Here is a 12,533-nt window from a genome sequence, read left to right on the forward strand (position 1 = left end):
GTTTCACGCACTCAACTGGCTAAAAGCCTGAAATAAAAAAGCCGCTATAATAGCGACTTTCAATGGGACCATGCTCTTGTCCCTCGACAATAAAAACCCGTTGGATTTGAATCTGCAACGGATTTGATTTTCCATTATTTGCCATTAGAATTTAATTGTTATAATGCGCTCTTTTTCCGATACAATCTGAAGCTCAGTTGTTCTGCCTTACTGTAGTTTTGTCACTCCGTTCGGAAGTTCGGAAGCCGGTGGCCAGACGATCGCTCCGCTGCGGTTCATGTACCCTCTGATTTCCTCGCGCGAATTCGGAACGAGCAAGCTTATCACCGCCAATTCGCCGTTAAAAGCGTCAGCCCAATAGAATTGCGACTTGATCACAAAACGGCCGGATGTATTGATATAGCCGTACCTCTGCCCCTGGCTGGCCGGAGCCAGGCCGCCCTTGAACAAACCTCCGGCTGTAAAGCCCTGGATGACTTTGGCGCCCTTCTTGTTGATATAGAAGGTGACTCCATTACGCTCGACAAAAGCGAGTCCTTCCGAGAACGGCTGCGCCATGCTGAACTGCGGTTTTAGCAGGTAATTGCCGTTTTTGTCGATGTATCCGTATTTTCCGTTCACGTAAACTACTGCCGCCCCGTTTGAAAACGGTGTGGCGTAATCATACCGGGGCGTAATGCGGAGCTTGCCGGTGGTGTCGATATAGCCGTATTTGCCGCCGAACGCAAGCACTACGGCCGCCATACCTTCGGAGAAATCGGACGTCGAGCTATACCGGTACGGAATGACCAGTTCGCCCTTCGTGTTGATGTACCCCGATGCTTTGCCCACATTGACCCGAGCCAGACCTTCGGAGAAATTAAACGCCTGGGCGTAGATGGGCTGTATGCTCACCTTGCCATGGCTGTCTATATATCCGTATCGTGTCGCCGTAGCTCCGTCAGCGTTCTGAACCTGCGTCGTATACAGCGCACGGTCATTATAAAGAATGCCGGCATCTCTCAGCTTGTATTCGAACAGCTTGCTGCCCGCCGAACTGAAATAATATTGCTTTTTAGCCGCATGGTCCTCGACATACACCGTCCCTCCGGCTACTCCTGAATACCCGTATCCGTCATACACCGCCTCGATGATCTCCTTTCCTTTGCCGTTTATGAAACCGTATTTTCCGTTAACTTCAATCGGATACAGTTGATCGCCTGTCTGCGCCTGTATAGCGGTCGCACTGGCAGCCTGCGATTGCTCCGCCACGTTTGTACTGAATACCATCGTCGTAAATATAAGAGTAAGAACCATCTTTTTAAGCAACAGTTGTCCACGCTCCTCAGAGACTATTTTCCATTCTTTAGTATAGACGACGCTTGTACCGGTTTTGTTGTGAGTGATTGGGAATAAATCACAAAAAACATTCGCTTAATCCCACATTTCGCCCGCCCACATACTGCTGATCAGAAAAATGCTGTTTCCGCAGTCTTACGGACACCAGTTTGACGTAAATGTTTTCGGGTTAATGCGAGTGACGCAAGCCCTATTACCGCATTTTAGAGCAAATCAGAAAGGCATGATTGTAAATATTTCTTCTCAAGGAGGAAGAATCACGTTTCCTCTAACCTCTTTATACCATGCAACTAAGTTTGCCGTAGAGGGCTTCTCCGAATCGCTATCTTACGAACTGGCTTCCCAGAATATTCGAGTTAAATTAATCGAGCCGGGCATTGTAAGAACTCCGTGGTACAGCTCAGCCGAAAGATTGCACGATGAATTGCTGTCAGACTATAATGATTTCTCCGAATCTTTCAATAAGGTGTTTGAGAAATTCATCCAGAAGAATGCTCATCTACAGGCCACAGCAGAAATGGTCGCTCAAACCATTTTTAGGGCAGTAACAGACGAAAGTAATCAATTAAGGTATCCCGCTGGCCAAGATGCTGAGGAAACATTGAATCTTCGCGAACAATTAAACGACGAAGAGTTTAAAGCGTACGTGCACAGCCAAGTTCTTGATTAAGGGGGAGGCTTTTATTAAATACTCGATTGGCAAGGTTGCAGAGCTAACCGGTCTATCTATTCATACCTTACGCTATTATGAAAAGGAGGGGATTCTCCCCCCTATTAAACGAGACGAATTCGGCACAAGAGTCTTTGACGAGGATGACATGCAGTGGATTGAGTTCACCTGCTGTCTCCGAGACACTGGCATGAACATTGAAGAAATGAAGACTTTTGCACAATTAACCCTCCAAGGTGATGAAACTATCCCAAAACGTGTCGACCTCCTGAGTCGGCAACAGGAGCGGATTTTGAACCAAGTTAATCAATTAATTGCATATTTATCTATGATTGAACACAAGCTTGAAAAGTATAGTGAGAAGTTCTGAAGGAAGTGTTCAATCATTTTGAAGGAAACAATAAACCTGACCGGACAAAGGATAGATGGTAATACCCCTGTCAAGTAGACAGATGAAAAAAGCTAAGCAGCCAGCGCGTGCCGATACTCTATCGGCGCGCGCTGTTTGAGTCTTGCCTGAAAACGTTGGTAGTTATAGAAATAAATATAATCCTCGACGGCTTGATGAATCTCTCTTTCTGACTTACACTGGTGAAGGTTTAACTTCTCTGTCTTGAGATGCGAAAAAAAAAGGATTCGATGCAGTCACTTTTCTGCATTTTTAATGACACAATTTTAGCAACATAAAATAAAAAAAGCCCGATAAATCAGGCTTTTTAGCTTTATTAAATGTATCCACTTTTGTGTCATTAGACAATACCAGATAGTTTACTCTGTTTCATTCTTTTTTTCATATTCTAAAAGGTATTGGCTCTCTTCTTGCAGCTGCTTCATTGCAGTATCAAGATCCTTCTCCCCTTCAATGATCGAACGAATAGCCTCGTCACCCAGTTCATACATTTTTGTACCAAAGTGTAATGGGATAAACGGATAAACCATATCAATAGGTCTTAATTTATAGAATGCTTCTAAATTATGTAATTTGTCCATTTCTTTAACTACATCTTCATTGGCTATTAATTGATCATTTATTCCGGATCTTAGCATCGTATGTGCAAAGTCTTTACTGCAAATAAACTCAAGAAATTTAAATGCCGCTTCGGAATGGTTTGATTTTGAATAAATTCCAAACATATTATTTACATGAATGGATGCACTTTGATCAGGTGTTGACGGGTCAACTGGGATCGTCACCAAATCCCAATCGAAGCTTGCCTTTGAAAAAAAAGTCATAGCATTGGAATAATCGGTGGTCATAGCAGCATTGCCGAGAAAAAATAAATTATCCGCGTATGGCTCCCCTTGTGATTTTTCACCTATTGCAAGAGAGCCTTGTTGTACGGAAGATGAAATTATCTCTATAATCCTCTTCCATCTATCAGAATATAGAGTTATGTTTCCGGTACGATCTGTAAAAGTCATTTGACTACTTAAGGCAATATCAGTTGCTAAACTAAACAAATTAGTGCCATTGTAATAAAATCCATAGCTAGTTGTATTATTATAAGTCACATTTGAAAATTTAGATGCAAGTAAGAAAACGTCATCCCATGTCATCTGATCAGTTGGATATTCAATATTGAAATGATCAAACATATCTTTGTTATAATACAACGCTTGTCCAGTAAATGTTGGGGAAATCACATATAAACTCCCCTCGCCTTGTTTCCGTAAATAACTCATTATGTTCTCACTTATTTCATTTAGGCTGCTGTCCTTATCAATAAACGGATCCAAGTCAAGCAACAACCCTTCATTTATGGAATTTTGAATATTGTTCACCAATATAATATCAGGCATTTCAGACTCAACTAGATTATTAAACTCTTCATTTGTTAAGCCATCTTTGTAATATTGATCAAGTGGAATGACATCGATTTGATACTCCGGAAATTTTGTTAGAAATACGTTTCCGTATTTTCTAAAAAACTCATCTGAATTATCATACATTATCTTTAAACTCACAGAAGCATTTTGCGGATGATTAGAGCAAGATAAAAGCAAGATGCAAGCAAGTGACAAAATTACCGCTATAAATAAACTCTTCTTCCTCATTTGATTCCCCCTGCTGAGAATGTTACTTTTTTTCTGTTACTATTAACATTTCACAATGGTAAAGATAAGGCCGCCCCCTACCCAGGGGAGCGGCGAGAACGAGTTGGCCAAGTTCTGGCTCAGTCCTAAACGAGCTGAAAAATCGCGGCGTCCAGAACGTTACCTTCGCTAAGCTAATACTTCACGAGAATTTACACAAAACTCTGGACAGACTCTCGGAAAAGGATAATATTTAATTTTAGCATTTACATTTTTCAAGAGTTGAATCCATATATATAAATCATTATCTTTAACATAATCATTTATTATTATATTTATCTTTTTCTCTTTGCAAAGTGTTGTTACTTTCTTTTTAATCTCCCCAATCCTATCTTCCTGAGTTATATTAATAATAACGCTTTCCTTTAAATCATTCCTCTCAATGTCCTTATAGCGGGTGCCAATACTTCTAAATAATTCGTATACTTTTTCATTGGAAAGTCTCAAAAAAGAAGGATGCTTTTTGATAAAAATGTTCGTATTATACTTGATATCCTCCTCATATTTAGCATTTATCACATCCGTCTGCTCTACTCCATGAAATTGATGAATAACATAATCTTTGGGATTAATGGCAATCCTCATCCCCTGACAATACATACGGTATACAAACTCAATATCTTCAATGCCCCATTTAATAAGCTCTTCATCGAATCCTGTTGTTTTATCAATCCATTTTTTCGGAACTGCCAGATTGCAGGTTAGAGCATACAAAAATGGCGCAGTCATTCCTCCGGCATTGTATGATAACTCTTCAAATATATCATATCTGAAATCCATTCCTATTCTTAAATTCTTTAAACAACTTTCATCATAAATAGACTTGTCATCGACCATAGAGTCGTCTATATTCTCGTTAATAAGTAATCTTATACCTGCTACAGCTATTTCATCACTGAACTGATAGAATTTGTCCAAATTCAATAGATACTCAGGTCTTACAATGATATCCGCATCGATAAATACAATGATATTTCCTTTTGCCGCTTTCATGCCTTCATTTCTGGCCTTCGATCTTGAGGAGTCATGTTCTCTTTGTAAATAGATATACTTTATCTCATATTTAACATTTATCTTCTGAATATATCTATCTGTACCATCGTTTGAACCATCATCCACTACTATTACTTCATATCCTATATTTTTATTGGTAATAAGATAGTCTAATGACTTCAGCGTATTTCTCAATAATTTTTTGCTATTATATGACGGAATCACAAAGCTATATTTATTCAACTCGTTCACCCCATTTTTATAAAATGATCCGGATTTACCTTTACCTTTTTATTGCCAAGCTGCTTTTCAAGTAATTCATAAAGCTTCGTTATTATCGGAATCTCTTTGATTTTTAGGTTTGTTATATCACTTATAAGCTCTCTTGTTACTGCATTAACTTTAGCAATGTCGGATCCCGCATTATACTCAATAGATAACCATTTGATTCGTACTTTATTGATGTCCTCAACTAGCTCATGTAATTTCTGATTTTCATTTTTAACCTCCTCACTTAATCCATAAATATCATCCAGATAACGAATTCGATTATATAATCCTTGTTTGTGCTCATGGATTAAGTGAATTGCACGGTAATCAATTGTGGATCGTCCTGTTTTTTCTTTCTCTTTTAACCTTTCGATTACTACATCGTAAGTGCTAATTCCTAATTCAGTTTTATCCTCACTGTAGCCAAATGTATAAAGCCTGTACGAGTCTTCAACCGAATGTACATAATCATGTAAGTCCGTGAGGAATTTCCTGTTATTAAATACAAACTTTTTATCTGGTGTTTTGGGTCTTACCAACTGCACAGCCGACCATTCGCACCACGGGGCACTCGTCTTATAGTATTTCTTCCCACTAGTAAATGCACGCTGCATTTCATCATAATCAAATTCCAGATACGAGAATATTCCTGAATCATCAAAACCGATTCCCTGAAGAGTCCTCTTATTATCATCATATCCATAGATTAATGACGCATGAATAAAATGATCCCGCTGATATGCATTTTTGTTTTTCAATTCCATCTCATCAACGTTTGCAATTAGATAATATCCAAGACGTAGTTTATTCTTTATAAAATCTACAAAATCCTCATTCTCCCTAAACATGTGGTATCCAAGGCAAATAACCTCAGATACATCCATGTATGAGTCTCTTGGCTCTATATAGTTTAATTCGGTGTGGCCATGTTCATCATCTTGGGAAAAAATCTGAATATAATTGGAATAATACCATCCCTTATAATTGTCATACGCAAGAATAATGCATAACGGCAGGCTTCTGTGCAGATAAACCTTTACTTCCTCCTGCAGCACGACCGGAAGATCTAATTGGTCTTCATACCGAACAGAAGCTATATCCATGTTGACTATTTCTTCAAATGTCTGCTTATTTTCTACTCCTCCATTTAATACATTTTGTTCGCGAACGGACCCGTCAATCTCCTCAATAAATTCTGCCAGTTCGGAAATACTGGTATTATTCAATATCTCTCTTACCCTTGCGTTATATCCGTATTCCTTAAGTTTTGAGACAATCCTTATTGCTTTAATTGAATCTCCACCCAGTTCAAAGAAAGTATCGTTTGTACTGACTTTATCATGATTAAGTATGTCTCTATATACTTTACAAATTACAGCTTCTTTATCATTTTTAGGTTCCATATACTCTTTAGTTCCTGGGTTCTTAACGATCTCAACCATGCTTAGCCTACGTTTATCTACCTTCCCATTTGTAGTAACCGGTATTGCATCAACTTGTCCCATATATGCTGGAACCATATACTGTGGAAGCTGGTTCATTAATTTGCTTCTTATATCCCTTATATCAAGTGTTTCATCGGATGTAAGATAAGCGTATATTACTTTGTCACCGCTTGCATCTGTCCTTGCAATGACTGCTGCATCCCTTATGCAATCTATCTCCTGTAATACGTTTTCAATCTCACCAAGTTCAACTCGGAAGCCCCGGATTTTCACCTGCTGGTCGATCCGGCCCAAGTATTCGATGTTGCCGTCCGGCAGCCATCTCGCAAAATCTCCCGTACGGTACATACGCTCACCGGGCTCATACGGATTAGAAATAAATTTCTCCGCCGTCAGCTCAGGGCGGTTCAGATAGCCTCGCGCTACGCCTGCCCCTCCTACATACAGTTCACCCGGGACGCCAACCGGGGCAATCTTGCCTTGGGCATTCAGCACATAGGCCTGCAAAGTCGGTATCGGTTTTCCGATGTTACTCCGACTACCTTCCAAATCCATCGCTGTCAATTCTTTATACGTTACATGCACAGTCGTTTCTGTAATCCCGTACATGTTGATCAATTGCACTTCCGGATGCAATGCACGAAATGCTTGCAGTTTCACTGGTACAAGCGCTTCTCCCCCGAATATTACCTTCCGTACTCGCAGGTTGCGCTTTTCTTGCCGCAGGGCTTCCTTCACCAGATGGTAAAATGCCGTCGGCGTTTGGTTCAAAATCGTAACTCGTTCTCGCTCGATCAGCTGCAAAAATTCAACAGGATTCCTCGCTGTCCAGCTCGGAACGATCACCAGCTTGCCACCGAATAATAGCGCACCGTACATTTCCCATACTGAAAAGTCGAAACAAAACGAATGGAAAAGGGTCCATACATCCTCTTGCCCGAAATCGAACAATGAACGGTCGTTGAATAACAGCCGTACTACATTACGCTGCTCGATCATGACCCCTTTAGGCTGTCCGGTTGTCCCTGATGTATAGATGATATACATCAAATCCTGTGGGGTATTGACATGCTCCGGGTTTGTAGCCTCTCCTGAATAGACCTCCTTATCCATTAGGTCTATAACCGGAATATCCCCTTTGATCGGCAGTTCCGCCCTTCCCAGCAGGACTGCTTTCGGCCCGCAGTCTTCCAGCATATACTGGATACGCTTCTCCGGATAGCTAGGGTCTACCGGCACGTAGGCACCGCCTGCCTTGAGAATTCCAAAAATGCCGATAATCATCTCCATGCTTCTTTGGGACAGGATCGCAACCCTGTCATCTGCTCTGACCCCAAGCTCCCGCAGTTTGTATGCCAACTGATTTGCTTTTTCATTCAGCATCGCATAACTCATTGTTTCGTCTTCAAATACGACCGCGATATGGTACGGCGTCTTCTGAACCTGTTCTTCAAACAGCTCTACGACTGTTTTTTCCCTTGGGTATTCCGCAGCCGTGTCATTGAAGGCCTCAATGATCAATCTCTGTTCTTCTTCGTCTACCACACTCAGTTCACTGATCTTCTGCTCAGGATTTGCCGTTAGTTCATCCACCAGATGGCTAAAGTGTTTCATCATCCGTTTTACACTTTCCAGCTCGAACAGATCGGTACAGTATTCCCAATTCATGGCATAGCCGTCTTCCGTTTCACCTATGCTTAAGGTGAGATCGAATTTTGCGACGGTATGTTCGCTATCTATGCTCGTCATTTGTAAGCCGTTCATTTCCAGATTCGCCTGTTCGTTGTTATGCAGAACAAACATCACATCAAAAAGCGGGTTTCTGGATAAATCCCGTCGCACCTCTACGGATTCCACCAGTTCCTCAAACGGATATTCCTGGTTCTCGTAGGCTTTCAGGGCACTTTCCTTGATTTCCTTCAGGAAATCCAGAACCTTTTTGTCCCCTTTTGGGTATCCTCGCATAGCCAGTGTATTGACAAACATGCCCACCATCTGCTCTGTATCTTTATGCGTTCTTCCTGAAATGGGACTGCCGATGACTATATCTTCCTGTCGGCTGTATTTGCCAAGCAACACCATCAGCGCGGAAAGCAACACCATATAAGCGGTTGCCCCCGTCTTCCGGCAAAGCTCGTCCACCGCTGTCTTCTGTTTCGCCGTCAACATCCCGTTGATGCTGTGGCCTTTAAAGCTCTGCGTCTGCGGCCTTACGAAATCCAGCTGCAGATCCAGCACCGGCGCTGGTTCTTTAAATACACCCTGCCAGTACTTTTTCTGTTCCGACAGGTCTCTTGTTCGCATCCATTCGCTGTAATCCTTGTATTGGACACTCAGCGGTTGTAACTGCTCATCATTGTATAGCTTGGACAATTCGTTTGTTAGAATATCCACTGACATACCATCGGAAATGATATGGTGCATATCTAGCAGCAGGACCGTTTTGTCCTCCCCTAGTTTTACGGCTTTCATCCGCATCAGCGGCGCCTTGCCAAGGTCAAATGGATGCACAAAATCATGCAGCAGGGCTTCTTGTTCTGCAACTGTAATCCGTTCTTCATACTCCAATTCGAGTTGAACTTCTTGTGCGATCTTCTGTACGGTTTCTCCACCCTGCATATGGTAACTGGTGCGCAGAGCTTCATGGCGTATGGTCAATTGCTCCAGTGCGCATTTCATGCGGCCCATATTTAAAGTCCCATAAAACTCTAACTCAGCCGGCATATTGTATGCTGTGCCTACATCGTCCATCTGGTGAATCAGATATAACCTCTTTTGTGCCGACGACATCGGATACACTTCTTTTTCTTCCGCCTTCGGAATCGGGATGTATGCTTCCTCTTTTGCTTGTTCTACTTCTATGGCGAGAAGCCGGGCAGTAGGAGCGGCAAAAATGGCCTTCAGCGGCAAACGTACTCCGGTCTTTACTTCAATTTGGTTGACAACCCGGGTTGCGCGCAGCGAATGCCCACCCAGCTCGAAAAAGTTGTCTTCAATCCCGACCAGGCTAACACTTAAGACTTCTGCAAAGGTACATGCAACAATTTCTTCGATTTCATTCCGTGGTGCAATATATTGCTGCCCGCTTGCTGCTTCCGGTTCCGGCAGGGCATGTTTATCAAGCTTCCCGTTTCGATTAAGCGGGATGCTTTCGATTTGCACAATATATGCAGGCACCATATATTCCGGCAGTTCTTTTCTAAGGCGGTCTTTGATGTCGCCTGTTCGTATTTGCTGATCCGATACGACATAGGCACAAATACTTTTGTCTCCGTTTTTCTCCTTGACCGCCACGGCTACATCTTTAACCGCAGGTTGTTTGCGCAGGACACTTTCGATTTCACCCAATTCAACTCGGAAGCCGCGGATTTTTACCTGTTCATCAATTCTTCCCATGTACTCGATATTTCCATCGGGAAGCCATCTTGCCAGGTCGCCCGAACGGTACATCCTGCCCTCTCCGAAGTGATTCTCGACAAACTTTTCTGCAGTCAGTTCCGGCCGGTTCAGGTATCCTCTGGCCAAGCCTGCACCTGCTATCCATAATTCGCCAGGCATCCCGATACCAAGCATCCGATTATCCGCATCGGTCACGTAAACTCTCGTATTCGCAATTGGTTTCCCGATCGTGAGCGAATCGCAGTTATCCAGACGGTCAACTAACGCCCATACTGTTGCTTCGGTCGGCCCGTACATGTTATATATCCGGGCTGGTGTGACCGCTTTAAGCCGGTCAAGCAAAGGTTGAGGCATCGCTTCTCCACCTATTAGAATATCTTTTACCTTTGCCAGATGTTTGTTCACACTAGGCGAGCTTAGCAGCATTTGCAACCTAGAAGGGGTCAACTGAATCACATCGATGGACGTGTCATCTAGCAGCGCCGCTAATTTGTCCGGGTTTGAATTTTGATCCTCAGTCGTGAGAATTACTTCCAAGCCCTTTGCAAGCGGCAATAGCGTCTCCAACACAAAAATATCGAAAGATATAGTCGTCATAGATAACACCGACCGACCCGGCTCGAAAGAGATGCGTTCTGGCATGCCTTCTATAAAATTAACCACGTTGCGATGTTCGATCATGACTCCTTTGGGCTTTCCGGTTGTTCCTGATGTATAGATGACATATATCAAATCCTGTGGCGTATTGACATGCACTGGGTTTGCAGCCTCGCCTGAATAGACCTCCTTATCATACAGGTCTATGACCGGAATATCCCCTTTGAACGGCAGTTCCGCCCTTCCCAGCAAGATTGCTTTCGGCCGGCAATCTTCCAGCATATACTGGATACGATTCTCTGGATAGCTAGGATCTACCGGCATGTAGGCGCCGCCTGCCTTTATAATCCCATAAATGCCGATAATCATCTCCATGCTTCTTTGGGCCAGGATCGCAACCCTGTCATCTGCTCTGACACCAAGCTCACGCAGTTTGTATGCCAACTGATTTGCTTTTTCATTCAGCATCGCATAACTCATTGTTTCGTCTGCAAATACGACCGCGATATGATCCGGCGTCTTCTGAACCTGTTCTTCAAACAGCTCTACGACTGTTTTTTCCCTTGGGTATTCCGCAGCCGTGTCATTGAAGGTCTCAATGATCAGCCTCTGTTCTTCTTCGTCTATCACACTCAGTTCGCTGATCTTCCGCTCAGGATTTTCCGTCAGTTCGTCCACCAGGTGGCTGAAGTGTTTCATCATCCGTTTTACACTTTCCAGCTCGAACAGATCAGTACAGTATTCCCAGGTCATGGCATAGCCGTCTTCCATTTCACCTATGCTTAAAGTGAGGTCGAACTTTGCGACGGTATGTTCGCTGCCTATGCTTGTCATTTGTAAGCCGTTCATTTCGAGGTTCGCCTGTTCGTTGTTTTGCAGGACAAACATCACATCAAAAAGCGGGTTTCTGGATAAATCCCGTCGCACTTCTACAGATTCCACCAGTTCCTCAAACGGATATTCCTGGTTCTCGTAGGCTTTCAAGGCACTTTCCTTGATTTCCTTCAAGAAATCCAGAGCCTTTTTGTCCCCTTTCGGGCATGCTCGCATAGCCAGTGTATTGACAAACATGCCCACCATCTGCTCCGTATCTTTATGCGTTCTTCCCGAGATAGGACTGCCAATGACTATATCTTCCTGTCGGCTGTATTTGCCAAGCAGCACCATCATTGTGGAAAGCAATACCATATAAGCAGTTGCCCCCGTCTTTCGGCACAGCTCGTCCACCGCTTTCTTCTGTTTGGCCGTCAATACCCCGTTGATGCTGTGGCCTTTAAAACTTTGCGTCTGCGGCCTTACGAAATCCAGCTGAAGGTCCAGTACTGGCGCCGGTTCTTTAAATACATCCAGCCAATATTTTTTCTGTTCCGACAGGTCTCTTGCTCGCATCCATTCACTGTAATCCTTGTATTGGACACTCAGTGGCTGCAACTGCTCGCCATTGTACAGCCTGGACAATTCGTTTGTTAGAATATCCACTGACATACCATCGGAAATGATATGGTGCATATCTAGCAGCAGGACCGTTTTGTCCTCCCCTATTTTTACGGCTTTTATCCGTATCAAAGGCGCCTTTCCAAGGTCAAATGGATGTACAAAATCATGCAGCAGGTTTTCTTCTTGTTCTGCACCTGCAATCCGTTCTTCATACTCCAATTCGAGTTGAACTTCTTGTGCGATCTTCTGGACGGGTTCTCCATCCTGCATATGGAAACTGGTGCGCAGCG

At 43.0% G+C, this 12,533-nt stretch carries 7 protein-coding genes; 2 read left to right on the top strand and 5 right to left on the bottom strand.

The features are described 5' to 3' along the window. Window positions 1-207 precede the first annotated feature (207 nt). A complete protein-coding gene (locus G358_RS31905) occupies window positions 208-1,308 on the bottom strand; it encodes a WG repeat-containing protein (protein ID WP_019639696.1) in 1,101 nt (366 codons plus the stop codon). A 148-nt stretch (window positions 1,309-1,456) separates the two neighbouring features. Here G358_RS31905 and G358_RS30750 point away from each other — a divergent pair, with 148 nt between their 5' ends. After that, window positions 1,457-2,008, top strand: a complete 552-nt coding sequence (locus G358_RS30750; protein ID WP_019639697.1) for an SDR family NAD(P)-dependent oxidoreductase — start codon at window positions 1,457-1,459, stop codon at window positions 2,006-2,008. Further along, complete coding sequence (locus G358_RS0123445; RefSeq protein WP_019639698.1) at window positions 2,001-2,378, top strand: MerR family transcriptional regulator; 378 nt, start codon at window positions 2,001-2,003, stop codon at window positions 2,376-2,378. The genes G358_RS30750 and G358_RS0123445 overlap by 8 nt, the downstream gene beginning before the upstream one ends. 92 nt (window positions 2,379-2,470) lie before the next feature. Here G358_RS0123445 and G358_RS34635 read toward each other — a convergent pair whose 3' ends face one another. The 4 genes from G358_RS34635 to G358_RS30755 all read right to left on the bottom strand — a co-directional run bounded on the left by G358_RS34635 (window position 2,471) and on the right by G358_RS30755 (window position 12,531). Further along, window positions 2,471-2,653, bottom strand: coding sequence for an IS3 family transposase (locus G358_RS34635; protein WP_084662884.1), 183 nt, complete (start codon window positions 2,651-2,653; stop codon window positions 2,471-2,473). A gap of 123 nt (window positions 2,654-2,776) precedes the next feature. Beyond that, window positions 2,777-4,063 (bottom strand): ABC transporter substrate-binding protein, encoded by a 1,287-nt coding sequence (locus tag G358_RS0123450; RefSeq protein ID WP_019639699.1) that lies wholly within the window; start codon window positions 4,061-4,063, stop codon window positions 2,777-2,779. Window positions 4,064-4,231: 168 nt separating this feature from the next. Beyond that, complete coding sequence (locus G358_RS0123455) at window positions 4,232-5,338, bottom strand: glycosyltransferase family 2 protein (RefSeq protein ID WP_019639700.1); 1,107 nt, start codon at window positions 5,336-5,338, stop codon at window positions 4,232-4,234. A 5-nt stretch (window positions 5,339-5,343) separates the two neighbouring features. Next, complete coding sequence (locus G358_RS30755) at window positions 5,344-12,531, bottom strand: non-ribosomal peptide synthetase (protein WP_276203572.1); 7,188 nt, start codon at window positions 12,529-12,531, stop codon at window positions 5,344-5,346. Window positions 12,532-12,533 lie beyond the last annotated feature (2 nt).

The organism is Paenibacillus fonticola DSM 21315, assembly GCF_000381905.1.
Taxonomy (GTDB): domain Bacteria; phylum Bacillota; class Bacilli; order Paenibacillales; family Paenibacillaceae; genus Fontibacillus; species Fontibacillus fonticola.